The sequence below is a fragment of the Snodgrassella gandavensis genome, assembly GCF_914768025.1.
Classification (GTDB): Bacteria; Pseudomonadota; Gammaproteobacteria; order Burkholderiales; family Neisseriaceae; genus Snodgrassella; species Snodgrassella gandavensis.
In genome coordinates this window covers 47,647-71,829 of record NZ_CAJZCE010000003.1, presented here as the reverse complement: position 1 = coordinate 71,829, position 24,183 = coordinate 47,647, and the positions used below count along the sequence as shown (strand labels likewise).

The following is a 24,183-nucleotide window of genomic DNA, read 5'->3' as shown; positions in this document are numbered from 1 at the left end:
TTTGCCCTAAGCCTCAGATTCAAAATCAATGTGCGTTATATACGCGCAGACCTATAAAAAAATAATAGAATAATATATTGGTTTATTAATTAGGTATGCTGCAGTTCTCCTCCACGGAGAGGCTAATTCGACTGCGATTAAGGTACGGGATTCAGTCATAACAACTTAGATTGATTATTATTTGAATCTGAAGGTTGTTGTGTGTTTACCATTATTGAACCTATTCAGATATAGATAACGGTTAATTCTGTTACCAAATTCTATAATAAATCGACTTATCGCACTTTTCCTGTTCCGAATGGATACTGCCCATCTTCATATGATATTTCTGCGTAGCCGGTGCAACTTTACACAGACAGGGTACATGCTGGCTTAACTGGTCGATATCGGCCATTTTGAAATTAACCCCTGTTCAGTAGCAGCGGCGAGCAGGTGCAATACTGTATTGGTAGAACCGATCATAGCGATATCCGGTTCATGGCACCATTAAAGGTTGCCTTGGGGACAATGCAGTAGGGAAGGACAATGCCATCATCCTGTTCATAATAGCGTTTGGCTAATTCGACAATATACCGGTCGGCTTCGAGAAACAGTTCTTTAGGCAAAGCATGAGGGGCAGTATCCTAGCAGCACCAGTTACGCGACATAGTACACGCGCACCAGCATATGCAGGCCCTTGATATTTGTAAACTCAAGGCTGACTTTTAATTACAGTAATTCTGCCAACAAATTTCCAGTGTAAGCCTAGATTTATTTTTTCGAGACAGAATATGTTGATATGTATTATCTATATGACTATTTCTCCGCTTTTATAACTATTGTTCTGGCTAAATAATCCTGAAGAGTACGTTGATTTGTTTTTTTGCGGAAAAGCATAATCAGGCAAATAAACGGAAGCAGATAAGCAAATAACAATTTAGTAGCTATCCCGGGAAAGTTAAATAATTGAACAAATATAGCTACAAAAGTAACTGAAATAATTTTGGCAATTATATTAAAGACACCTTCACGCAGTAATACAGTACCAACAAAACCTGGATTTTGTCCGTCAATGCCGATAACTTTAATACCCATCAGGCGTTTGCCAAAAGATTGTCCGGTTTTGCTCATTTGTATAGATTGAAAGATAGCATAGATTAATAGAGATATAGAAATGCAAATTATTAAACTTAGAACTTCAATATCTTCAGACTCAGATCGTAAGACAAATTTAACAAAAATAAGAGAGAGTATTGTGCCAATAAAGGCAGCCAAAGTTAACAATAGATTGTTAATAATATATGCACTAATTCTGTTCCAGGGGCTGGCAAGTTCAACTTCAATTTCCCTATCTGTTGTATGGCCATATTCATGATTATTTGTCGAAAAGTTTTCTTGGGTATTAGACATAATTGATTTTTCTAAAAATTAGTTGGTAAAAATTGAATAAATAACTTTAATTTTTACAGTAATCGTTCTTTCTGCTTCAATTAGTATGCATGCAACTATAAAAATAATGTTAAATATTTTAAAGATTATTGTTTATCAATTCTATAATTTTTTGTAATCAATATGCAACTCCGATTTTTATACTCTTATCAGTTTTTGGATAGAGTATAAATAATTACATTACAGTTATTGATTGGTGGTGACTGATGAATAGCAATAGCAACTTTTATTGTTCAAATTAACCGGTTTTCTATTGAGCGATTAAATGATTGCTTGTCTAAACTATGGATTTGCTATCCATACTGAGTATTAAATATCCTATATAGACTTAATAACAATACAGTAACACCTACAATCAGAATATCTGATTAGCGTCTGGGGATCTTAACTTTTATAGGTTTCTCAGAAAATTTATTTCTGACAACTATCGTATCAGCCAGAAAATCCGGTAATGTTCGTCGCTGCCATTTATTAATAAATACCATAGCCGGAACAAACATAAAGACAAAATAGCCAATACCTAAAGTCAATGAACCTATTATTACTACTATTAACTGATATACGATTTCGCGCAAAATCACATTGCGTACAAAGCCAGGATTATCACCATTGGTTCTGATTACCCTGAGATTTAGCATGCGTTTACCTATAGACTGACCATATTTACTCATCCAGTTTATTTGCCATGCGGTAAAAATAATCAGTGCTGTTATCGTTAAACAGATTATAGTCAGCGTTTGCGGTAGTGTAAGCCAGTCCAGAAAAAACTGTGTTAACTCATCTGAATCGTACTCTTCCTCCATAGCATCAAATGAATTGTCCTCTTCCCCCATAGCATTAAATAATGCTGATAGTGAATAGATAGATATAGGCAAAAAAATGATATATTGGAATAGCTGATTGATGGTTATTGCGCACAGGCGATAGGCTGGTGTGGCCAGCTCCAATCTACCATCTGCCAATGCCGGTATAGATTGTATGTATTGATCAGAATCTGATGTGCTTGTTTTGATACGGTCTTGTTTTTGCATATAAGTATTTTGATAATATGAGTAATGAAAGATTTTTTATTGTAAGCAAATGATGGATATCCTGCAATACTGATTTTTAATGAAATAATATATAAAATAAAATATATATCTTTGATTGTGAGTGATAAAAAAAAGACAGATTGATCAATCAACCTGTCTGTTTTCACTTTTGGAGTGTCAGTTTCTTTATGAGGAGGCACGCAATTCTGTTGAGAGTTTATCCAGAATACCATTGATAAATTTATAGCCGTCTGTACCACCGAAGGTTTTGGTGATTTCAATGGCTTCGTTAATAATCACGGGATGTGGCGTTTCCGGCATAGCTGATAATTCATGGCAGGCCATTAACAGTACCGCTCGTTCTACCGGATTGAGTTCATCTTCATGCCGGTCGAGCAGGGGGCGGATGCGTTTCATGTAGTCGCGCTGATTGTTATAGGCACCAAAAAATATCTGGGTAAACAATTCACCGTCTGCTTTGGCAAAATATTCATTGTCACGGATATTCTGCGCAATAATGGCTGCTGATTCTTCTTTGTTCAGCTGTGCCTGATACAGCGCCTGTACGGCAAACTGACGTGCACGGCGACGTGGGGTAATCATTGACATGTATACAATGTCCTTGTTAGGTAAATAATCAATATTGGGTTTTGAGCAGATTGGCCATTTCCACCGCCACCACCGCTGCTTCGCTGCCCTTGTTGTACATACGTGCCAGTGCCTGAGCATCGTTTTCTGTGGTGAGGATGGCATTGGCAATTGGTATCTGGTGATCCAGACTGACACGAGATACGCCAGCGGCCGCTTCATTGGATACCAGTTCGAAATGATAGGTTTCACCGCGAATAACTACGCCGATGGCTACTAATGCGTCAAATTTGCCGCTGCGTGCCATGCTTTGCAATACCAGCGGTACTTCTAATGCCCCGGGCACAGTGGCCAGTGTAATATCGCTATCCTCAACCCCCAGTTTTACCAAACGTTCAGCACAGGCTTTAACCAATTGAGTACCAATTGGATTAGTGAAACGAGCCTGTACGATGCCTATGCGCAGGCCAGAACCATTGTGTTCTGGGGTGATGGTATTCATTTGATTTCCTTTTTCTTCAGTTATGCTACTGGCGTGGTGTATAAGCCAGAATAAAATGCTTTTATAATGAGCATTCAGACGCCAATGTTTAGCATCCTGATTTTACCGAATTTGTCGATAGCATGGAATGTTTAAGCGGTTTTTTTCTGGCTGCTTCTGGGCTTGAGTGACCCCAGATATATTGCCAGCAAGGTTAGTGCGGTGCCAGTCCACTGTACTGTATTAATCGGTTTATTAAGAAAAAAATAATCAATCAAAATGGCAGCTACCGGCTCACTTAATAATAACAGGCCGGTTAAAGTTAACGACAGTAGCGGTACTGCATAAGCAATCAATCCCCAGGCAAAGCACTGCATAATCACACCATATATCATGACCATAAGTACATCTACCATATTCGTCGGCCAGAAATGGCTCGAATCAATCAATATACTTGGCACAATTAAGGTACTGACTGCACCAATGCTTACCAGTAGCATCAATGGAAATAATGAAACCGGTTCTGCCTGATGTGCCTGTCGGATACAGGCCATGGAAGCAGCCATAGCTGCGCCGGAAATTAAGCCAATAAAGATACCGTATCCGCCATGGGTATTATGTCTGAGTTCTGGATGGGCAATCAGTAAAATGCCGACGACAGACAGTAGCATGCTGAATAGTTGCAGTTTACTCTGACGCTCGCCAAAGAAAAACCACGCAATTGCAGCCAGAAAAAATATCTGCATGCTGTTGAGCAGAGTAGAAATCCCCGGACCAACGGCGTGAATGCTTTCATGCCAGAATGCCAGATCAAAGCCTAAAAATACGCCAGACAGGATACAAAAACGTTTTGCTTTGCCGCTTGTCGGTAATTTTTGTCCAAAATGCCGGCTGAGGAATAGAAAAACAATACCACCAATTAATACGCGCCATAAGGCAATAGCATAGGAACCAATGGAGACAAATTTGACAATCAAGCTACCAAGCCCGAAAACAACGCAGCCAAAAGTTAAACCGGAAGCAGCCCATTTTTGTGGGGTCAGTTGCATTAGATACCATCCTTGAAAAACAGCCATTACAATAGGCTGTCGGAAAATATGTGATGTCCCTATCCCGGTAACATTACATAATTCAGACAGCCTGAGGGGGCGTATTGTATGTCAATTATTCTACTAAAATATATACTTGTTTAGTAAAGAAATATTATCTAGCTGGCTCTTCAAATCCGGTTACTTCAAGGCCAAATCCGTTCAGGCCGGTAAAGGCTGAAGGCTTGCCCATAACCCGCATGCGTTTTACTTGCAGGCCGGCTAGTATCTGTGCGCCAATACCATAGGTTTTACTATCCCATTGTCTGGCCTGGTGTGCACCTTTGGGTAAGGTGCGGTCGAGTAGGGTGGCACCTGTTTCAGAGCGGTGCATCAGAATGATTACGCCGGCATCAGCCTGCTGTATACGTGCCATGGCTTCAGGTAGTGGCCAGGTGTGCAGTTGATCTGGTTGCAGAAAATCCATGGCACTGAATGGTTCATGTACTCGCACCAGTACTTCTTCGGCGTTTGCCGGATTGCCTTTTACCAGCGCCAGATGGGTTTCACCCGATAATTGATCGACATACACGTGCTGAGTGAAATCACCCCATGTAGTATGGATATTATTGACACCGAGTTCTTCTATCAGGCTTTCATGGCGGCTGCGGTACTCAATCAAATCGGCAATGGTACCAATTTTAATTCCATGCTTTTCTGCAAAAAGCATTAGTTCCGGCATGCGTGCCATAGTACCATCGTCATTGATGATTTCGCAGATAACCGCAGCCGGAGTCAAACCGGCCAGTTTGGCTAAATCAACACTGGCTTCGGTATGTCCGGTGCGCACCAGAACACCGCCTTTTTGCGCGCGTAATGGAAAAATATGGCCGGGCTGAACAATATCCTCTGCTCTGGCAGTAGGAGATACTGCTGCCTGTACGGTATGAGCGCGGTCTGCGGCTGAAATACCGGTAGTAATACCATGTGCTGCTTCAATGGAAACGGTGAAGTTAGTGCCATACTGGGCGCCATTATTCTGGGTCATCAGCGGTAAACGCAGGCGGTCGACAATTTCTTCTTCCAGAGGCAGACAAACCAGTCCGCGAGCGTATTTAATCATGAAATTGATGGCTTCAGGTGTGACAAACTGCGCGGCCATAATTAAATCGCCTTCGTTTTCACGCTCTTCTGCGTCTGTAAGAATAACCATTTTGCCGGCTTTGATATCAGCAATGATTTCTGGAATGGTGGCAATACTCATGATGGTAAACAGCGCTCTCTTGGCAAAATAAACGCTATTTTACTCTGGATTAGTGGCTGTAGCTTGCTTTTATCAAAAAAGGCTTGATACTTGTATATTTAAAATAGCAGTTATAGGTTAATTCTGATTTTTCGTTCTTGTCTGCTCTTTGAACTCAATGTATGGAACTAGAAAACCACGAATAATTTATAAATTAATATCAAGCCGATTGTTGTGTGTGTAACAGTATTATTACTGCATTGGGTTTATCAGGAGAAGTGCGAAATATTTATCAGGATTTTATTTTCAGTATAATATTAGGTTTAGGTTCCATCGGATAATCTGCACCACCTTTAAAGTACCAATGTGTCAGATAGACTGCCAGAGTTGCTGCTGGCAAAATCAGAAAGCCGCCGCCGATAAATAGTATCAGAGATATAATTGTGTTAGGTATGCCACAAATGCAGCCAATAACAACCAGTATTTTTAAAAACAGATTAGATGAAACATCAAAAATCCAGCCGGTTATCATGATTAAAAGTATTAATATGGCAAAAAAAGCCATGATTGATAAAATATCATCTGAATTTAGTGTTATATCATCGGTAAATACTTTAACCAACTTTAAAATAGGCATTTTCCCGCCATCAGCAAAGAGTGCCAGCAGCATAGGCCATGCACTGATGATTAACGTGGAAAAAGAGTATATTACGCACCGTAAGAAAACTTCACCAGTATATTCCTTTACCATGTTTATTCTCTCTTATATAGATAAATCTAATCAAAATATAATGATTCGGGAATCAAAAAGTAAAGTTTAAAGATAATATTTGATATCACAAGGTTCATCTTTATTATAACTAAGTTTTCATAAAATTACAAAAATTAATAATTTATGTGAAGTAATATGATTTTGCTAAACAACTAAATGCTTACAAATAATTGTGTGCGGTAAAATGGAGATAGTTTTATATTGCTGCACATAGGGCTGTTGATAAAAGGCAATTGTTATATTATAAATTTGATATATAAGTGAAATAATGTAATTTAGAAATATAAATTTAATTTTATTTGTTTAAGAAAACTAAACTTGGCGACGATAAAGGTATATTGAAATAGCTAAAGAAATTATTGACTATTAAAATTATAATTTGTATATTAATGTAAATTAATGTGTGTTAAAAAGAAAGCAATGGGCGGCATTATGAATTATTTTAAATCATCAATATTTTTTTCTCGTTTAGCTTTTTCAATTTTTGCATTGTTTATAACTGTTGCTCCCTTTTGGATTTTTATCTATTTTGTTATTTTAAATCTTGTTGATAAGAATGAAAAAATTTCACATTTACTATGGTGCTGGTCAGCGTATTTGGCATCGGTCATTATTATTGTAATGATAATCGGTTGGATAGTTAATGTTAAACCAAATTTATTTTTTAAAGTCATGGTTATTACAGGGACATGTTGTGCTATTCCCCATGTAGTGATCAGTTTTATTAATTTGTCTGGAATAGTAATCTTACCTCTGGATATATTAGCCTGCTATTTGGTGTATTGGTATTTGAAAGGTTGGCAACCTTATGTATCTGAACCTAAACCTGCGTTGAAAATGAAGATTAAGCTAGGCTAATTCGAATTTATACTTGATGCAGATAAAAGCTTGCATTTGAAGTTATAACTTTTAAAACCTAAAAGTCTTTAATAGTATGAGATGTAATTAAAATCATTTTATATAAAAAAATTATCTGAAGCTATGTTTAGTTTATGTATTATCTTTGATAAACGGTTCTTTAAGTTAACATACATATTTAAATGGAGGTCGATATGGAAAAAGAATATACCGATACCACATTTGTAAAACGTTTTTTGATATCTCTAGGTTGCTTGATTATCGGTTCGCCATGTTTTTTTATCGGGATTGTAGGAGATGATAAAGCTTTTCCAGTTTTACGTTTTTTGCGCATTCTTCCGATGCCTGAAAACATGGATGGTAAGAAAATTTTCTATTTTACACTGGGTGTAATGGCTTTCTTTGCAACGATAATATTATTAATTATGATGTTTGGGTGGATATTTAATGTTTCTTCTAATCGCTTTCTAAAAGTTCTTGTTGTTATTGGTTGTTGCTGTGGTTTACCTAATGCTTTTGTATGCCTGACAATCGGCAGTATGCTTATGGGAGTTGGTTTATTAATTTTGCCTGCAACATTGTTGGCTTGTTATTTGGCAGGCTGGTATTTTAAGAGCAGACCTGATGATGCAATAGATCAATCTTGATAGAGATTTAGTTGATTTTGTTTTGCATGAAAAATACTGTTTGCCAGTTGTTTTTTACCTGCTGAGGTATAAAAAATAGCACTCACTACTACGAAGAATGGCTAATGCTAGTTTATGTTTCTTGCTGCTAGTTGTTTTTTATTATAGCTATTATGGCTATCGCTATCTTGTTTTTCTGGTTCTTTTCATAATTAAGATGCTTAGGTATTCTGGTATTTTAGGCAGTTTTAATAACCAACTTGTTTATAAAGCTTGGTAATTTGCCCCAACTATCTTGGTTTTTATCCGGTGGGCTAATTTTGCATCCATTGTATTTACCTTTTATTTAATGAGGTAGTCCTATAATTGGCAAATAGTTTAATCTTTTATGAAGGCAAATTTTATTTTGTTTAAACAGAAAGATTAAATTAAAATGATAAATAAATACAAAATATGCATATAAAAATCGAAATTTTAAATTATTATTTGTTTATTTTTGTAAAAATAATGTATAATAATGAAAATATCGGGAGGTGTGATGAGTTACTTTAAATCAGCTATATTTTTTTCTCGTTTACTACTTGCGTTTGGCGTATTAGTTGCTAATGCTTCAGTATATTGGATTGGCCGCTATATTAGTATGTTATATAAGGAAAGTCGCTTCCAAGAATTTGATGGTACTACTATTTGGTTTTTAACAGCTTGTTTTATATTAATTGTACTTGTATTGATGATTTTTGGCTGGATATTGAATTGTAAATCAAATTTTTTCTTTAATACTATTATTATCATTGCTACGCTTTGTGCCATTCCACATGTGATATTTAGTATTATTTTTCTTTTAGGTATTTTTGTTTTGCCTTTGGATATATTGGCTTGTTATTTGGTTCGCTGGTATTTAAGGGGAGGGGCAAAATATCAACCTGAAGTTAAACCTGCGTTGAAAATGAAGATTAAGCTTAGCCATTGAAATTATAATTTCAGTTGTAAATATCTTTAATGATGCAAGGTGTAATAATAATTCTTGTTAATAAAATTTATCTAAAGCGATATTGGGTTTGAATATTTTATTTATATACCAGATTCTGAATTAATTTAAAGCTCAAAAGGAAATGGATATGCATAAAAAATATACTGCCGAAGTATTTATACGCCGTTTTATATTCTCTCTAAATGCTTTTTTTATAGGATTTCCCTGTTTTTTTATCGGGATTGTAGGTGTGCACAATGGCATAAGCTTCCCTTTTTTAAGATTTTTGCATATTCTTCCTATGCCAGAAGAAATGGATACCAATCAAGCATTTTATTTTATCTTAGGGGTATTGGCTTTTTTTGCGACAGTAATATTTTTAATTATGATATATGGATGGTTGTTTGATGTTTATTCAAACAGATATCTAAAAATCATGGTTGCTGTTGGCTGCTGCTGTGGCATACCTAATGCTATATTCTGTCTGTGGATTGGAACGATGGCCGTTGGAATTGGGTTGTTAATTTTGCCAGCTGTAATATTGTCAATATATCTTACTGGCTGGTACTTTTGGAACAGGAATGATGAAGAAATCCAGCAATTCTAAAGGGTAACTAAGTGGTTCTGTTTGATGTTAAAATATTGTTTTTAATGCTAATTATTTAATTTGTTAATGCAATTTATCCGATAGATGTTTCATTGTTAAGATTTGAGTTATATGCTGCATTTTTGTTTGATTAGGGAAATTTATATTGTTTAACCACGGTGTTATCTCGCCGTGGTAAACAGGCTCAGAAATTAATTAGTATCTGATTTAGCAGCATGCTGTTGCATGTATTTCTGTACGGTATCAACAATTGCTTGTGTTTGTGCGTCTATTTCCAGATTAATGCAATCATTTACTTGACAGCTTCCAAACAGGGTTCGACTCATGGTTTCGGGAATCAGATGTACACTAAATTCAGTTTCGGTTACTTCTCCGATGGTAAGACTGCATCCATTGAGGCCAATAAAGCCTTTGGTGAGGATATAGGGTTTGGTGCTATCTGGGAGGTTAAACCAGATAGTACGGTTGTGTGGGGTGTCTTCAATTCGGCTGATGGTAGTGGTGGTGAAAATATGGCCGCTCATGATATGGCCGCCAATTTCATCACCATAACGTGCTGCACGTTCTATGTTTACTGCATCACCCACTTGAAGTTGTCCCAGATTGGTTTTGGCCAGACTTTCTGCCATTACATCGAAACATACTTCGTCGCCTTTGATGGCAGTAATGGTGAGGCAGCAGCCATTGTTGGCGATGGATGCACCAATACTGAGGTTGTCACTGGCGCCTTGAGGCAGGTGTACCTGTAGGGTACGTAGCTGGTGGTGCTCATTGATGGCGGTGACAATACCTAAACCCTGAACGATGCCTGTAAACATTTATTTCTACTTTCAATAATAATCAGATGTTGTGTGTGCCTATCTTTCGTAGCTTGTATGCATGCTTGCTTGTGAATAGTGTCTTCCTGAAAAAGGTATACCTGTTCTGCGCTGCCGATGCACAGTGATAGTATACTGTGGGCTTGCCGTTTTACCAACGGCTACCGTGCTGAAATAACAGTTATTGATATGGCGGTGGGCACTGTAATACTGGATGGCCTGTGCTTTTACCCGGATACCTACTTCTATGGGGGGAGGTATATCCTGCATGATTGATTAAGGCGTAAAGGTAATGAGTTCGCTCATGTAAATGGTTTTTTTGAATATTACCTGATTTGCGGATAATGTTACTATGTATTCGTTAGAATAGTGACTGGCACAAGCATAGGCTATCTGATCCAGCAGTTTGAGTAAATTGCCACCATGTACATTACCATGAAATTTGCTAATGCTTTGGTCATTAGTACCGGCATGGCGAGTTGATGTTGCGCACTTTGCGGTAGGCATGGTGTAGGTATGATGGAATTACTTTCTTTCTGTGAAGGTTGTTTATTTTTATAGAAATTACCAATGGTTATAACCAGTGGCGCCTGTGGAAATATGCTATCATGGTAATGATGATGGTGACCATGAGGCCAAGTACTACATAGTAACTATAGTGCCAGTGCAGTTCAGGCATGTTGTCAAAGTTCATGCCATATATGCCAGTTAAGACATTCAGTGGCATTACGATAATGGTGAACACGGTGAGCATGCGCATTTGTTCATTGAGGTGGTTGGACTGATAGGATAAATGTACATCCATCATGCCCATTACGGTATCGCGTGCGCTGCCGAGCGTTTCCATTAGTTGCTGGGTGTGGTCGTAAACATCCAGTAAGTAGACGTGGATGTCTTTACTGAACAGGGAGAATTCATTATGGACAATACGGCCGACAATATCCCGTATGGGCAACAGTGTGCGTTGTAGGTTAATGGCATCGCGTTTTAATTGGTGGATGGAAACCAATAGATTTTTGTTGCTGTTGCTAAATAATTGTTTGTCTAAACCTTCGACTCGGTTATCAAATTCATCTACTGTAACGAAGTAATCATCGACAATGCGATCCAGTAATGAATAAGCGAGAAAATCAATGCCTTTGTGGTAGATGTCGCTGTAATTGTACTGGATGTATTCGCGGATCACTTGCAGTAATCCAAGGGGTTCGAACTGGAAGGTGATGATGTAGTTTTGCCCGATGATGATGTAAATCTGGTTGTATTGTAGTTTCTGTTTTTTATAGGTAAAAACACGTGCGGCCACAAACAGATAATGTCCGTAATTTTCGATTTTCGGACGCTGTTTGCGACTCAGGATGTCTTCCATGGCCAGTTCGTGGATGTTAAATGTTTGTAATAGTTGGTGTAGTTGCTCATTATCGGTGATTCCGATTAGATGAATCCAAGTAAGTCTGTCTTTGGTGGGGGCTGGTATGTTTTCACAGCATATATCGGCACCGGTATAGCTGTGAGTGAGCAGTTGTTTGGAGCTAATCTGGGTAATAGTCAGTGATTGTGCCGGCATGTTGCTGACATTGCTGCGATGTGCCAGACTGGGCAGGTTATGTGGCTGAGCCTGTTTATTACTGGAAACACGTGGCGGTGTATTCATGGGGCATCCTTGACTAAATAGGGTTTAGATAGCCTTGATTTCTAGCTGTAAGCCAATTTTGTGCCATAAAGCAGACTCCTGCAATAAGGCACTTGCTGTAAGCGGATTATGTTTTAACCATTCTGCACTGATGCTGATAATCAATTGCTTGTCGCCTTTGTGGTAATGGATGTCGCAATGGTTTACCGGTATCTGAATATCCTGCCGTGCCCGGCAGAATAATACAGCCAGTCGTAATGAAAGTATGCCCAGCCACAGCATTTCCTGCTGGGTAAATTCGGCAATTTTACGCAGATCTCCACGTTGTCCCAGTACCATGGTGGCGAGGATGTGCTGTTCTTTGCGGGAAAAACCGGGCATATCAGCCTGATCAAGAATATAGGCGGCGTGTTTGTGAAAGCCGGTATGGGAAATGTCCAGACCAATTTCGTGTAGTTGTGCCGCCCAGCGTATGTATTGTTGCCACTGCTCCAGATGAACTGGGGTAATGGCTGCGGTTAGATGGTTGAATACAATTTGTGCCAGACTGGCCACTCTTTGTGCCTGAATGGTGTCGACATGGTAACGTTTCTGAAAATCGGCGATAGTTTGGTTGCGCATGTCGTCGCCCAGTTGTCGTCCGATCATATCGTAAAATACGCCATCACGCAGTGCTGCATCGGTTACGGTCATTTCGCTGATGTTCAGCTCGGCAAAAGCGGCAATCATGACGGCCAGCCCGCCGGCAAAGACTTCCATCCGGTCTGATTTTAATCCTTCCAGTTTGGCTTTTTTGATGCTGCCCGCTGTGATAATGCGGTTAGCAATTTTGTGCATTTGGGCGGCAGTGATGGCATCAATGGATTCATCGCCAGCAGCAATGACATCGCGAATGGAACGTGCTGAACCTGATGTACCGATGGCGTAGTCCCAGCCAATATTTTTTAGTGCTACTGAGATACGTTGGATTTCGGCACGGGCGTTGTTGACGGCTGCCTGAAAATTTTTGTTATTTATTTTACCGCGTGGAAAGAAACGCATGCTGTAGGACACGCAGCCCAGGTTGAGACTTTCGGTGATAGCTGGTTGTAATTCATGTCCGATAACGAATTCAGTTGAACCGCCACCGATATCGATTACCAGCATATTTTCACCCTTGGGCGGCAGGGTATGGACGACACCGGTATAGATCAGGCGTGCTTCTTCACGTCCGGCAATAATATCAATGGGAAAACCCAGTTTTTCTTCGGCCTGTGGGATAAACTGGCTGATATTTTTGGCTACACGGAAAGTATTGGTTGCAACAACCCGTACGTGATCAGGTTGAAAACCACGCAGTCTTTCCCCGAATCTGGCCAGACAGTTTAATGCGCGTTGCTGGGAGGCCTGATCAAGCTTCTTCTGTTCATCCAGTCCGGCGGCCAGTCGCACCATTTCTTTTATGGAATCTACTACTTGTAAATGGCCATTCTGGTTGTGACAGATTTGGAGGCGAAAGCTGTTGGAACCTAGGTCTACAGTGGCGAGCATGTCTTGCGCGGTCATAATGAAATTGTTTCGGCTTCAGATAAGTATAATGTTACCGTATAGCTGGCATCACTGCTATGAATGGCTGTGCTGCGATAGGCTAATAGTGAGAATGATACACAAGTAACCGCCTGTTTTTACTATTTTTACTATGATGTGGGTTATTGTTGTGTTAGGAAAATTTATGTTGAGTTGTACAGAAAGCGTCAGAACTGGGAAGAATATGCTTTTTCTGTATATCTGTGCTGAAAGATTCTAGCAGGAGATAAGTTGCCATAGGTTTATTGTATTGACCTGCTGAATAAGCAGATGTGAATAAGACCGTTACACAGGCAGGATGAGTGTGCCGGTTTGGCTTGTATCCTGAAGTGAACGGTCTGATGAGCTAGCTTGATGCTAATATGGCTGATTACAGGCTGTAATACATTTCAAATTCTAGCGGATGTGGAGCCATGCGGATGCATTTTACATCTTCGCTCTTGAATTCGATGTAGCTGTCAATCCAGTCTTGGCTGAATACACCACCACGGGTAAGGAATTCGTGATCAGCTTTCAGGGCTTCCAGTGCTTCCTCCAGAGATGCGCACACGGTTGGTACTAATGCATCTTCTTCTGGTGGCAGGTCGTACAGGTTTTTGTCGGATGGATCACCCGGATGAATTTTGTTCTGAATACCATCTAGGCCGGCCATTAACAATGCGGCGAAAGCCAGATAAGGGTTGGCGGTAGGGTCTGGGAAGCGTGCTTCGATGCGGCGTGCTTTGGCGCTGGCTACATACGGAATGCGAATTGAAGCTGAACGGTTTTTGGCAGAGTAGGCCAGTTTGGTAGGTGCTTCAAAATGCGGTACCAGACGTTTGTAAGAGTTGGTTGACGGATTGGTTAATGCATTCAGTGCTTTGGCATGTTTGATGATGCCACCGATGTAATACAATGCTAAGTCAGACAGGCCGGCATAGCCATCGCCGGAAAACAGGTTTTGACCATCTTTCCAGATAGACTGATGCACGTGCATACCGGAACCATTGTCACCAAGAATCGGTTTCGGCATAAAGGTAGCGGTTTTGCCAAAGTTGTGCGCTACATTCTGAATCACGTATTTCATGTCCTGTGTCCAGTCTGCGCGACGAACCAAGGTGTTGAAACGGGTGCCGATTTCCATCTGGCCGGCAGTAGCCACTTCATGATGATGTACTTCAACCGGAATACCAATGGCTTCTAAAGTCTGGGTGCAGGCTGAACGTAAATCCTGACCGGAATCAACTGGCGCAACCGGGAAGTAGCCACCTTTAACGCCCGGACGGTGGCCGGTATTCTGACCGTCATAAGATTCGCCACTAGACCATGCTGCTTCTTCAGAATGAATTTTGTAACGGGTGCCGCTCATGTCGGTTTGCCATTCTACGCCGTCAAACACGAAAAATTCTGGTTCTGGACCAAAGAAGGCGGTGTCACCGATGCCGGTGGATTTGAGATAAGCTTCGGCACGCTTGGCGATGGAGCGAGGGTCGCGATCGTAACCCTGCCCATTGGCTGGGTCGATGACATCACAGGTTAAAACTACGGTAGTGTCATCGTAAAAAGGATCAATAAATGCTGTAGACGCATCTGGTTTCAGGGTCATATCAGAAGCCTGAATCCCTTTCCAGCCACCGATGGATGAACCATCAAAAGCCTGTCCATTTTCAAACCATTCTTCAGGGTCTTCCAGCACAATTCGGGCTGGTACGGATACATGCTGCTGTTTGCCTTTTGTATCGGTAAAACGCAAATCTATGAATTTGGCTTCGTTTTCTTCAATCAGGTTAACTACATCTTTTACTGACATTTCAGGGCTCCCATTAAGGTCTGGAGAGTAGGGTACTCTCTTTAAGTTAGCTTGATTCTGCCACAATCGCTTTGTAAAAAAAATGTACTGATGTAAAAAAAGGCCGGTTTTAGGATGGTTTTTAAATTAATTTATTTAAAAACATCTTGTTATGAATATTTATTCCAGTTTATATCAGATTTTGTGAACTATTAACTGATGTGATTAGGAGGAGGGCTATTTGTCCGGTTTCAAGCAGATATGGAAAACAGTAGGTATAGTTGAGTTTCATAGTTTGTTGATGGTTTTATTGTATGGCGGTTTTATGATGATACTTATAACAATTGTTTGAAATCGCTGGTGGTATAGGATTGTTGTTCTTTTTTTGCCTGTAGGGCGGTGAGTAATGCCTGATAACGGCTGCGAGTCAGAGGATAGCCAATGGCAAAAAGTGCGGCCAGCAATCCTGCTAGTGCATGAATCCAAGTATTCAGCTCCAGAATAGCGTGCAAAGCTTGTGGTGGCTGAGTCATGGCTTGCTGCCCGCTAGAAGAAATATAGCCATGTTTGTCTATATAAAGACCGATAAACCAGATGGACAGTGCACTACCGAATTTTTGTAGAAACGACATTAAGGCAGTAATGGCACCTTCCCGCCGTTTGCTATTGATAAAATCATCCAGTTCACATATGTCGTACATCATTGAATAATAAACCGTCCAGAAATAGCTGTTGCCAAGCTGTAGTAAGATTAAATAGATAAGCAGCATGTTTCTGTTGGGAAAACCGCAAAAATAAAATAGCCCTGTGCCTATGGAGCTGATGAGCATGGACAGATAATAGACATTTTTCTTATCAAATTTTTGGGCGGTGTAATTCACTATTGGCAGCCAAGCCAGAGCCAGCAGGCTAAAAATCAGAAAACTGATTGCAGCGTCCTGTTCACTGTAAGCCATATTGTTCAGGAATAAATAATAAAGTGCGCCGGTACTAAGGGCGTAGGCTGCTGACCAGAAAAAAACCGAAGCACCAAGAAATTTGCTGGATGAAAGGCGAGCAATTTCAAACATATTGTTGAAAACTTCACCGATAAAAGCCAGAGGATGATATGTGCTATCTGTATTTGATTGTCTTTCACGGGCAGGCAGTTCATAACCCTGGGTAAGATACCAGCAGGCGAGGCCGCTGATCAGGGTTAGGATGGCAAATATCAGGCTGACTCCAAACCAGCTAGTGCTCACGCTACAACCAGCGTTCACCATCCCTTTAACAATCAGTGGCGGAGCGGAAGATGAAACAAGTACCGCCAGATTAAGGGCATAGCCAGCCCATACCCGCAGAGAAGTACGTTCATCAAAGTCGTTAGTCATTTCCGCGCCGAGGGTGTAGAAAGGAATCACGTAGATTTTGTAAGCAGACCAGAACAGAATGGCGATTATGGTGAAATATACCGTTTTTTGATTCACACTGAAGGTTGAAATATCTGTATATAAAAGGAGCATTAACAGGGTGTATGGCAGGATAGCAGCGAGCATTAATGGTCTGCGTCGTCCTCTGTGCGAGCTGATGGTATCTGAAAACTGACCCACCAGGGGATCTGCAACTGCATCCCAGATAACGGCAATCAGGATAATTGTGCCAGCCTGTCCGGCGGGGATGTTGGCAACGTTTGTTAGGAAAAACAGATAAAAGACATAAAAGAGATTATAGGCCAGTGAGTCTGCCATCTGCCCAATGGCGTAGCCCAGTTTAACGTGGAGTGGTAATTTATTTGATGCTTGAAGAACGACAATCTGGCGAGTATGCATGATTCATCCCGGATAAATACTGTATCAATTGCTTTGCACTATGCTGGCGCAAAACCTATAAATTGAGGGTTTAGATGCTGGCTAGTTATCAGGTTATTTTTTTGAACTAGCAGGTTGATTAAAGCCAGCGAATTGATAAGTAGTTATGTGTTTACCTAGATGTAATCAGGCTGTATTTTGGTGTTGATGGATAATGAAAATGTAAAATAGTAAGTAATTTATGGATAATATAGCAAATTTAGGTTAAATATAAAGAAATTTTTTGATTGTTGCTAAATTGGCTACTTTACGGGATAACTATCAGCAGATACGTCTTGCAGGGTGCTGTTAGATAAAGGATAAAACTATGGCCGATACGCTAGTTTGTGCTTAATCGATATATCAAAATAATTGATATTTTGTGGTGGTGCCGGTTTTTATATGCTGAAGAGGAGGCAATAAATTGCTTTCTGAATCTGGTTGCCATTTTGCTATTCGTGCGCGTAGTCTGGATAATAGTAATAATTATTTACATAGCAGGGGGAGGAAAAGGGTATGTTTGCCGTGTTTGGAAATCCGATAGCGCATAGCCGTTCTCCACAAATACATCAGGCTTTTGCGGTTCAGGAAGGACGTAAATTAATCTACGAACGGCGTCTGGTTTCACTTGATGATTTTGCAAAAACTGCGCGCGAATTTTTTGCTACAGGCGGCACGGGAGCGAATGTGACTGTGCCTTTCAAACATGAGGCTTTCAGGCTGGCTGATGTGTTAACTGCGCGGGCAGAGGCTGCAAAAGCGGTCAATACGCTGTTCTGGCGCGACGGGCATTTGCTGGGGGACAATACTGACGGTATCGGGCTGGTGCGGGCAATTGAAGAGTTACTGTCCTTTTCATTGCATAACAAGCATATATTATTGCTGGGTGCGGGTGGAGCAGCCCGTGGCGTGATTCTGCCACTTTTGCAGCAACAGCCAGCGTCATTGATGATTGCCAACCGCTCTGTAGATAAAGCACAGATATTGGCGCAGGAGCATGCGGTGAACTGGTGTGAGTTAACTCAGATTGAGCCGCATTATGATGTGATAATTAATGCAACCTCTGGCAGTTTACATGGGCTGGAGTTACCTGTGCCGTCAATTGTACTGGCTCGGGCACAACTGGTATACGATATGATGTATGCGCAAAAGCTGACTCCTTTTTTGCTTCAGGCACAGGCGGCCGGATGTACAAAGCTGGCTGATGGTCTCGGTATGCTGGTCGCTCAGGCGGCAGCTTCGTATGAGTTATGGCATGGGTTCAGGCCGGATATTCGGGCGGTAAGCAGACAGATACGCGAGGAAATGGAGCAGTCATGAGCCTAGTGCGCAATTTGTTAATCATGCTGGTGACGATATTTTTGCTGTTTAATGCTTATGTGTATGGCAGTCTGTTAACTTATCGTGCTGTAGCGCCACACCGCACTATGTTTATGCTATTGCGCATGCATGAGCTGGCCACGACCCATCCAGATACCCAACTAAATTATCAGTGGGTAGCTTATAATCGGATTTCGCCCAATCTGAAAAAGGCTCTGATTGCTTCGGAAGATGCCCGCTTTGCCGAGCATGACGGCTTCGACTGGAATGGCATTCGCACGGCAATTAAAAAAAATCAGCATCAGGGCAGGATAAAGGCAGGTGGTTCAACTATTAGCCAGCAATTGGCCAAAAATCTGTTCTTGTCTGAAAGCCGCCATTACTGGCGCAAGGCTGAAGAGGCGGTGATTACGTCTTTGCTTGAGGCTACGACCAATAAGGACCGGATTTTTGCTTTATATCTGAATGTAATTGAATGGGGCTATGGAGTATTCGGGGCAGAGGCTGCAAGTGAAACGATATATGGGCGTACGGCGATGCAACTGTCCGCGCAACAGGCGGCGAAACTGGCTGTTCGTGTGCCCAGACCGCTTTATTATATCGACCATCCGCATGATCAGGAAATCCACCGTAAAGCCAATGTGATTTTACGGCGGATGGGTTCAGCGCAATTGCCGGATAACGACCGGTAATGGCGCAGGATATTTGATAATAATTTAAGCTGGACTAGCTGCGTCGGCGCAGGTCTTCCACTTCGTCGAGTAGTTGCAAAATAAGGGCTGTTGCACTGGCACTGGCATCGAAATCACGATGGATGCGCCATGCACGGCGGGCTATAGCCATGTGGTAGCCGGTATAACGTGTCAATTGTGGTTCCTGTTCAACGGGAATAACGCTTTCGGCAATCAAACTTAATATCCAGTTACTTTGATTGTCGCAGGCGCGAACCAGATCATCAAAGCTTAATTCTACATCTTGTTGGTTGTTATTCATTTTGCGCTCCTGCTATCAAACGTGGTTCTGGGGCTGAAAAGCGGCATAATGTGAGGCTAGTGCCTGCCATGCGGCACGATCGGCTTCGGTACTGGTTTGTGGCAGCACAATATTAATCAGCAGATATAAGTCGCCGGCTTCTTTTGCTGGTATTCCTTTACCTTTCAGGCGCATTTTCTGACCGTTATGACTATTGGCTGGAATATTCACGCTTAACGCTCCGGCTGGGGTGGTGATATCGGTTTTGCCGCCCAGAGCTGCTGTCCATGGTGCAACATTGATGCGCTGGTAAACATCTTTGCGATTCTGGACATACAGAGTTTCTTCATTACGGAAGCTGATTTTCAGGTATAAATCCCCGGGGACACCGCCGTTAAAACCCGGTAGTCCCTGACCACCAAGCCGAATCTGCTGTCCTTCGGTAATGCCTGCAGGAATTTTTACATTCAGGGTTTTGCGCTCGTATGTCATTTGCCCATGAGCAGTTAATGTGGGCATATCCAGTGACAGGTTGCGCAGAGCACCCTGATAGGCGGCGGCAATATCAATCACCAGCTCGGCATGCTGGTCTTCCCCGCGCAGCGGGTCGGTTCGATTCTGCTGAAAGCCATGCCGGCCACTGCTGCCAAAAGCAGAAAACAGGTCATCAAAGCGAAAATCTCCGCTACCAAAAGCTCCGTTCTGTCCAAAATGGCTTGGATCAAAGTCGTATTGCTGATAGCCATAGCCACCACGGTCGCCAGTATTTTGCTGGTTGCCATGCCGGAAAGGGTTAGCCAGCATATCATCGTACTCTGCGCGTTTCTCTTTATTGTGCAGGGTTTCATAGGCGATGTTGATTTCGCTGGTTTTGGCGACGGCATCGGGGGCTTTGCTGACATCCGGATGATATTTACGTACCAGTTTGCGATAGGCTTTTTTTATATCGTCATCACTGGCTTTACGGTCTACACCCAGAATTTCATAATAGTTGCGTTCAGCCATGTTTTATCCTTTGCGGAAATTTCTTTAAATTTTCAAATAACTTATTGTATTTAAATTGGGGGCATACGGCTAAAGTTTAAAGGGGATGTGCTGTGCCGGTGGCGAATGAATCATGTAATTTTGGTTGCTGTCTTTTAATTTTTGTTAATATATAACTGAATTTATTTTGCCAAGAATTATCGAAGGCTGTTTAGCACTCCTGTGCACAATGTGGCAGGCTAAACAGATAGAGTACAGCATTAGGTTTTGGTCTAACCGAAAGCAGATGTATAAATTTTAGTTAAATAAATCAGGATGATTTGAAAATTATACCCTATTATTGGTTAAGAATTTGCAGATTAAGCTTGTATGGTTAAAAAAATACAAATTATTTTATTGGAATTATGCTATTTGTAATTATATGGCGAGAAAGCCTGATTAGTCATAGTTATAATATCTGTATGGAGAATGTTTTTTTACAGTTAGCACATGTGAATCATTGTATTGAAATGCAGAGTAGATTTTTTTTCTTGAAAAATTACAATCAATAATAGTTTATGTTAATGATAATTATGTATTATTACGGCTTTGACTATTTATATTTACTTTTTTTTTATCTAATTACCGAATTTTGGCCTAAAAAGGTCTATTAAGCCACTGATATATATTAATTTGTGATGATTTGTTTGTTTGCTTTAAATCAGAAAATTGGTGTAAAAAGACATTGCTGTTTACGCATTACACTGGTACGATTTAGGCGAAAATACAGTATGTTGCACCACAATAATATATGCTTTTGTTGAATTAAGATTATGCAGATTTATTGTAAGTTGTTTGAATTTATATGTATTTCTTCTAATCAATTTGGTAAAGCAATTGGTTAAAAAAGGAAATAATAGATGAAATAGCAACAACATAAAGTGTTTTGTTCATGACTCAATCCCATATGAAAGAGGATATTGCTATGTCTGCTGACTTCCATGATCAAGATATCGATCCGATTGAAACCCAGGAATGGTTGGACTCGCTCAGTTCGGTGCTGAAAGAAGAGGGACCTGAGCGCGCTCATTATTTGATGGAAAACCTGGTGCGCTATATTCGCCGCCGAGGTATTTATATGCCGTTCAGTGCTACTACAGCCTATCTGAATACTATTCCTGTTGGTAAAGAAAAGAAATCACCGGGTAATCATGAATTAGAACATCGCATTCGTTCACTGGTGCGCTGGAATGCAGCAGCACTGGTGTTAAATGCAAGCAAGAAGAATCTTGAGCTGGGTGGTCATATTGCCAGCTTTCAGTCTTGCGCCACTTTATACGATGTTGGTTTTAATCATTTCTGGCACGGTAAAACAGACAGTCAGGAAGGCGATCTGGTATTCTTTCAGGGGCATAGTGCACCTGGTTTCTATGCCCGTGCCTTTGTTGAAGGCCGCCTGACCGAAGAACAGATGCGTAATTTCCGTCAGGAAGTTGATGGTAATGGTCTGTCTTCCTATCCTCATCCGTGGCTGATGCCTGATTTCTGGCAGTTTCCAACGGTATCCATGGGTTTGGGACCAATACAGGGTATTTATCAGGCACGTTTGCTGAAATATCTGGAATCCCGTGGTCTGGCCAAAACTCAGGGTCGTAAGGTATGGGTGTTCTGTGGCGATGGCGAAATGGACGAACCGGAAAGTCAGGGTGCTATTGCGCTGGCTGCACGTGATGGTCTGGACAACCTGATTTTTGTCGTGAACTGTAATTTACAGCGTCTGGACGGTCCGGTACGTGGTAACGGCAAAATCATTCAGGAACTGGAAGGTAACTTCCGTGGCGCAGGCTGGAATGTACTGAAAGTGATCTGGGGTAGCAAATGGGATGCCCTGCTGGCACAGGACAAGGATAATCTGCTGAAAAAACGTATGGAAGAATGTGTTGATGGCGATTATCAGATGTATAAATCACAAAATGGTGCCTATGTACGTGAACACTTCTTCAATACGCCTGAACTGAAAGCCATGGTGGCAAATATGTCAGACGATGAAATCTGGTCACTAAACCGTGGTGGTCATGATCCGCACAAGGTGTACGCGGCTTACCACGAAGCAGTGAATAATCCAGATGGCCGTCCGACAGTAATTCTGGCTAAAACTATTAAAGGCTATGGTATGGGCGCTTCCGGTGAAGCCCAGAATACTGCCCATCAGGCCAAGAAAATGGACATGAAATCTTTGAAACAGTTCCGTGATCGTTTCCAGATTCCGGTAACTGATGAAGAGATGGAGCATACTCTGCCGTTCTTCCGTCTGCCTGAAGACAGTGAAGAAATGAAATATATGAAAGAGCGTCGTGCTCAGCTTGGTGGCTTCCTGCCATATCGTCATCCAGATTCCGAACAGTTGACAGTTCCAGCGCTAAGTGAGTTTGCTCCGCAGTTGCAGGACAGTGGTGACCGTGAGTTCTCTACCACAATGGCGTTTGTACGTATTCTGAGTACGCTGCTGAAAGATAAAAATATCGGTAAACGTGTGGTACCGATTGTGCCGGATGAAAGCCGCACTTTTGGGATGGAAGGCTTGTTCCGCCAGTATGGTATCTGGAATCCGAAAGGCCAGATTTATACGCCTCAGGATCATGACCAGCTAATGTTCTATAAAGAATCAAAAAATGGTCAGATTTTCCAAGAAGGTATTAACGAACCGGGTGCCATGAGCTCGTGGATTGCTGCAGCTACTAGCTATTCCAATAATGATTATCCATTGATTCCGTTCTATATTTACTATTCAATGTTTGGTTTCCAGCGTATTGGCGATCTGGCTTGGGCTGCTGGTGATCAGCGAGCCCGCGGCTTTATGCTGGGTGGCACCTCTGGCCGTACGACACTGAATGGTGAAGGTTTGCAGCATCAGGACGGCCATAGCCATATTCAGGCCGAGCTGATTCCAAACTGTATTTCTTATGACCCGTCTTTCTCTTATGAAGTGGCTGTGATTATTCAGCACGGTATGCACCGTATGTATGTAGAGCGCGAGGATGTGTTCTATTACATTACCTTGATGAACCAGAATTACAAACATCCGGCCTTGCCGCAGCGTGAAGGTATCGAGCAACAGATTCTGAAAGGGATGTATCTGTTGCAGGAGGGAACTGGCGGCAAGCTGAAAGTACAGCTGATGGGTTGTGGTGTGATTTTGCAGGAAGTGATTGCTGCTGCAGAATTGCTGAAGCAGGATTTTGATGTAGATGCGAATATCTGGAGTGTAACTTCATTTAACGAACTGTATCGTGATGGTATTAATATCGAACGCTACAACCGTCTGCATCCGACTGATACGCAGAAAGTGTCTTATGTGACTGAGCTGTTGTCTGGTCACGAAGGCCCGGTTGTGGCTTCAACTGATTATGTACGCCACTTTGCTGACCGTATCCGTGCCTATGTACCACAGGATATATTTACTGTGCTGGGTACTGATGGCTTTGGTCGCAGTGATTCTCGTGACAATTTGCGTGAGTTCTTTGAAATCAACCGTTACCACGTGGCGGTGGCTGCCCTGAATGGCCTGGCTGATGAAGGTAAGATCAGCAAACAGGTGGTACAGGATGCCATCAATAAATATGGTATCAAGGCTGATGTAGAACCGAGCTGGACACGCTAATGAACCGACTGCCTGAATGCATATGGC

The 24,183-nt window shown here is 41.5% G+C and carries 22 protein-coding genes and 1 pseudogene; 7 read left to right on the top strand and 16 right to left on the bottom strand.

The window, feature by feature from the left end; all coding sequences use genetic code 11:
* Positions 1-313 precede the first annotated feature (313 nt).
* From MJ764_RS03545 to MJ764_RS03510, 8 genes and pseudogenes are all read right to left on the bottom strand, one after another.
* Positions 314-617: pseudogene (locus MJ764_RS03545) on the bottom strand (dihydroxy-acid dehydratase domain-containing protein); the annotation flags it as partial.
* Between the two features lie 178 nt (positions 618-795).
* Positions 796-1,389, bottom strand: coding sequence for an RDD family protein (locus MJ764_RS03540; protein WP_239324681.1), 594 nt, complete (start codon positions 1,387-1,389; stop codon positions 796-798).
* Between the two features lie 407 nt (positions 1,390-1,796).
* A complete protein-coding gene (locus MJ764_RS03535; protein ID WP_239324679.1) occupies positions 1,797-2,459 on the bottom strand; it encodes an RDD family protein in 663 nt (220 codons plus the stop codon).
* A gap of 186 nt (positions 2,460-2,645) precedes the next feature.
* Entirely contained in the window at positions 2,646-3,062 is a 417-nt protein-coding gene (gene nusB, locus MJ764_RS03530; RefSeq protein WP_239324921.1) for a transcription antitermination factor NusB, read from the bottom strand.
* Between the two features lie 34 nt (positions 3,063-3,096).
* Complete coding sequence (gene ribH, locus MJ764_RS03525) at positions 3,097-3,549, bottom strand: 6,7-dimethyl-8-ribityllumazine synthase (protein WP_239324677.1); 453 nt, start codon at positions 3,547-3,549, stop codon at positions 3,097-3,099.
* Positions 3,550-3,680: 131 nt separating this feature from the next.
* Positions 3,681-4,577, bottom strand: coding sequence for a DMT family transporter (locus MJ764_RS03520; RefSeq protein WP_239324675.1), 897 nt, complete (start codon positions 4,575-4,577; stop codon positions 3,681-3,683).
* A 154-nt stretch (positions 4,578-4,731) separates the two neighbouring features.
* Positions 4,732-5,820 carry a bifunctional 3,4-dihydroxy-2-butanone-4-phosphate synthase/GTP cyclohydrolase II gene (ribBA, locus tag MJ764_RS03515; RefSeq protein ID WP_338053815.1) on the bottom strand — a complete coding sequence of 363 codons (1,089 nt, stop codon included), beginning with the start codon at positions 5,818-5,820 and terminating at the stop codon, positions 4,732-4,734.
* A gap of 271 nt (positions 5,821-6,091) precedes the next feature.
* Positions 6,092-6,550 (bottom strand): hypothetical protein, encoded by a 459-nt coding sequence (locus tag MJ764_RS03510; RefSeq protein WP_239324673.1) that lies wholly within the window; start codon positions 6,548-6,550, stop codon positions 6,092-6,094.
* Between the two features lie 453 nt (positions 6,551-7,003).
* On the opposite strand from MJ764_RS03510, the gene MJ764_RS03505 reads away from it, so the two are divergent.
* From MJ764_RS03505 to MJ764_RS03490, 4 genes are all read left to right on the top strand, one after another.
* Complete coding sequence (locus MJ764_RS03505) at positions 7,004-7,429, top strand: hypothetical protein (RefSeq protein ID WP_100114540.1); 426 nt, start codon at positions 7,004-7,006, stop codon at positions 7,427-7,429.
* A gap of 194 nt (positions 7,430-7,623) precedes the next feature.
* Positions 7,624-8,076 (top strand): hypothetical protein, encoded by a 453-nt coding sequence (locus MJ764_RS03500; RefSeq protein ID WP_239324671.1) that lies wholly within the window; start codon positions 7,624-7,626, stop codon positions 8,074-8,076.
* Positions 8,077-8,593: 517 nt separating this feature from the next.
* Positions 8,594-9,025: a hypothetical protein gene (locus MJ764_RS03495; protein WP_239324669.1), complete on the top strand. Its 432-nt coding sequence runs from the start codon at positions 8,594-8,596 to the stop codon at positions 9,023-9,025.
* A gap of 148 nt (positions 9,026-9,173) precedes the next feature.
* On the top strand, positions 9,174-9,632 hold the full coding sequence (locus MJ764_RS03490; RefSeq protein WP_239324667.1) for a hypothetical protein: 459 nt from the start codon (positions 9,174-9,176) through the stop codon (positions 9,630-9,632).
* Between the two features lie 191 nt (positions 9,633-9,823).
* Here the strand turns inward: MJ764_RS03490 and MJ764_RS03485 are convergent, their stop codons facing one another.
* The 6 genes from MJ764_RS03485 to MJ764_RS03460 all read right to left on the bottom strand — a co-directional run bounded on the left by MJ764_RS03485 (position 9,824) and on the right by MJ764_RS03460 (position 17,222).
* The gene (locus MJ764_RS03485) at positions 9,824-10,450 is read right to left on the bottom strand and encodes a riboflavin synthase subunit alpha (RefSeq protein WP_239324665.1); all 627 of its coding nucleotides are present in this window, start codon (positions 10,448-10,450) and stop codon (positions 9,824-9,826) included.
* Positions 10,451-10,726: 276 nt separating this feature from the next.
* Complete coding sequence (locus tag MJ764_RS03480; RefSeq protein WP_239324663.1) at positions 10,727-10,957, bottom strand: hotdog domain-containing protein; 231 nt, start codon at positions 10,955-10,957, stop codon at positions 10,727-10,729.
* Between the two features lie 67 nt (positions 10,958-11,024).
* The gene (gene corA / locus MJ764_RS03475) at positions 11,025-12,101 is read right to left on the bottom strand and encodes a magnesium/cobalt transporter CorA (protein WP_239324661.1); all 1,077 of its coding nucleotides are present in this window, start codon (positions 12,099-12,101) and stop codon (positions 11,025-11,027) included.
* 24 nt (positions 12,102-12,125) lie between these two features.
* Positions 12,126-13,625, bottom strand: a complete 1,500-nt coding sequence (gene ppx, locus MJ764_RS03470; RefSeq protein ID WP_239324659.1) for an exopolyphosphatase — start codon at positions 13,623-13,625, stop codon at positions 12,126-12,128.
* 391 nt (positions 13,626-14,016) lie between these two features.
* On the bottom strand, positions 14,017-15,435 hold the full coding sequence (gene glnA / locus MJ764_RS03465) for a type I glutamate--ammonia ligase (protein ID WP_239324657.1): 1,419 nt from the start codon (positions 15,433-15,435) through the stop codon (positions 14,017-14,019).
* A 314-nt stretch (positions 15,436-15,749) separates the two neighbouring features.
* The gene (locus MJ764_RS03460) at positions 15,750-17,222 is read right to left on the bottom strand and encodes an MFS transporter (RefSeq protein WP_239324656.1); all 1,473 of its coding nucleotides are present in this window, start codon (positions 17,220-17,222) and stop codon (positions 15,750-15,752) included.
* Between the two features lie 534 nt (positions 17,223-17,756).
* Here MJ764_RS03460 and aroE point away from each other — a divergent pair.
* The gene (gene aroE, locus MJ764_RS03455; RefSeq protein WP_239324654.1) at positions 17,757-18,560 is read left to right on the top strand and encodes a shikimate dehydrogenase; all 804 of its coding nucleotides are present in this window, start codon (positions 17,757-17,759) and stop codon (positions 18,558-18,560) included.
* Positions 18,557-19,252, top strand: coding sequence for a monofunctional biosynthetic peptidoglycan transglycosylase (mtgA, locus tag MJ764_RS03450; RefSeq protein ID WP_239324653.1), 696 nt, complete (start codon positions 18,557-18,559; stop codon positions 19,250-19,252). The genes aroE and mtgA overlap by 4 nt, the downstream gene beginning before the upstream one ends.
* Before the next feature lie 34 nt (positions 19,253-19,286).
* On the opposite strand, the gene MJ764_RS03445 is transcribed toward mtgA, so the two are convergent.
* Together MJ764_RS03445 and MJ764_RS03440 are read right to left on the bottom strand one after the other, a co-directional pair.
* Positions 19,287-19,553: a chaperone modulator CbpM gene (locus MJ764_RS03445; RefSeq protein ID WP_239324652.1), complete on the bottom strand. Its 267-nt coding sequence runs from the start codon at positions 19,551-19,553 to the stop codon at positions 19,287-19,289.
* Positions 19,554-19,568: 15 nt separating this feature from the next.
* Complete coding sequence (locus MJ764_RS03440; protein WP_239324650.1) at positions 19,569-20,537, bottom strand: DnaJ C-terminal domain-containing protein; 969 nt, start codon at positions 20,535-20,537, stop codon at positions 19,569-19,571.
* 910 nt (positions 20,538-21,447) lie between these two features.
* On the opposite strand from MJ764_RS03440, the gene aceE reads away from it, so the two are divergent.
* Positions 21,448-24,156 (top strand): pyruvate dehydrogenase (acetyl-transferring), homodimeric type, encoded by a 2,709-nt coding sequence (gene aceE, locus MJ764_RS03435; RefSeq protein ID WP_420853918.1) that lies wholly within the window; start codon positions 21,448-21,450, stop codon positions 24,154-24,156.
* Positions 24,157-24,183 lie beyond the last annotated feature (27 nt).

Coding starts and splice junctions, on each gene's coding strand:
- glnA (WP_239324657.1), bottom strand. CDS start 15,435: ATGTCAGTAAAAGATGTAGTTAACCTGATTGAAGAAAACGAAGCCAAA.
- MJ764_RS03460 (WP_239324656.1), bottom strand. CDS start 17,222: ATGCATACTCGCCAGATTGTCGTTCTTCAAGCATCAAATAAATTACCA.
- ribH (WP_239324677.1), bottom strand. CDS start 3,549: ATGAATACCATCACCCCAGAACACAATGGTTCTGGCCTGCGCATAGGC.
- MJ764_RS03540 (WP_239324681.1), bottom strand. CDS start 1,389: ATGTCTAATACCCAAGAAAACTTTTCGACAAATAATCATGAATATGGC.
- MJ764_RS03535 (WP_239324679.1), bottom strand. CDS start 2,459: ATGCAAAAACAAGACCGTATCAAAACAAGCACATCAGATTCTGATCAA.
- MJ764_RS03505 (WP_100114540.1), top strand. CDS start 7,004: ATGAATTATTTTAAATCATCAATATTTTTTTCTCGTTTAGCTTTTTCA.
- aroE (WP_239324654.1), top strand. CDS start 17,757: ATGTTTGCCGTGTTTGGAAATCCGATAGCGCATAGCCGTTCTCCACAA.
- nusB (WP_239324921.1), bottom strand. CDS start 3,062: ATGATTACCCCACGTCGCCGTGCACGTCAGTTTGCCGTACAGGCGCTG.
- MJ764_RS03495 (WP_239324669.1), top strand. CDS start 8,594: ATGAGTTACTTTAAATCAGCTATATTTTTTTCTCGTTTACTACTTGCG.
- ribBA (WP_338053815.1), bottom strand. CDS start 5,820: ATGAGTATTGCCACCATTCCAGAAATCATTGCTGATATCAAAGCCGGC.
- MJ764_RS03445 (WP_239324652.1), bottom strand. CDS start 19,553: ATGAATAACAACCAACAAGATGTAGAATTAAGCTTTGATGATCTGGTT.
- aceE (WP_420853918.1), top strand. CDS start 21,448: ATGACTCAATCCCATATGAAAGAGGATATTGCTATGTCTGCTGACTTC.
- mtgA (WP_239324653.1), top strand. CDS start 18,557: ATGAGCCTAGTGCGCAATTTGTTAATCATGCTGGTGACGATATTTTTG.
- ppx (WP_239324659.1), bottom strand. CDS start 13,625: ATGACCGCGCAAGACATGCTCGCCACTGTAGACCTAGGTTCCAACAGC.
- MJ764_RS03490 (WP_239324667.1), top strand. CDS start 9,174: ATGCATAAAAAATATACTGCCGAAGTATTTATACGCCGTTTTATATTC.
- MJ764_RS03510 (WP_239324673.1), bottom strand. CDS start 6,550: ATGGTAAAGGAATATACTGGTGAAGTTTTCTTACGGTGCGTAATATAC.
- MJ764_RS03440 (WP_239324650.1), bottom strand. CDS start 20,537: ATGGCTGAACGCAACTATTATGAAATTCTGGGTGTAGACCGTAAAGCC.
- corA (WP_239324661.1), bottom strand. CDS start 12,101: ATGAATACACCGCCACGTGTTTCCAGTAATAAACAGGCTCAGCCACAT.
- MJ764_RS03500 (WP_239324671.1), top strand. CDS start 7,624: ATGGAAAAAGAATATACCGATACCACATTTGTAAAACGTTTTTTGATA.
- MJ764_RS03485 (WP_239324665.1), bottom strand. CDS start 10,450: ATGTTTACAGGCATCGTTCAGGGTTTAGGTATTGTCACCGCCATCAAT.
- MJ764_RS03480 (WP_239324663.1), bottom strand. CDS start 10,957: ATGCCTACCGCAAAGTGCGCAACATCAACTCGCCATGCCGGTACTAAT.
- MJ764_RS03520 (WP_239324675.1), bottom strand. CDS start 4,577: ATGCAACTGACCCCACAAAAATGGGCTGCTTCCGGTTTAACTTTTGGC.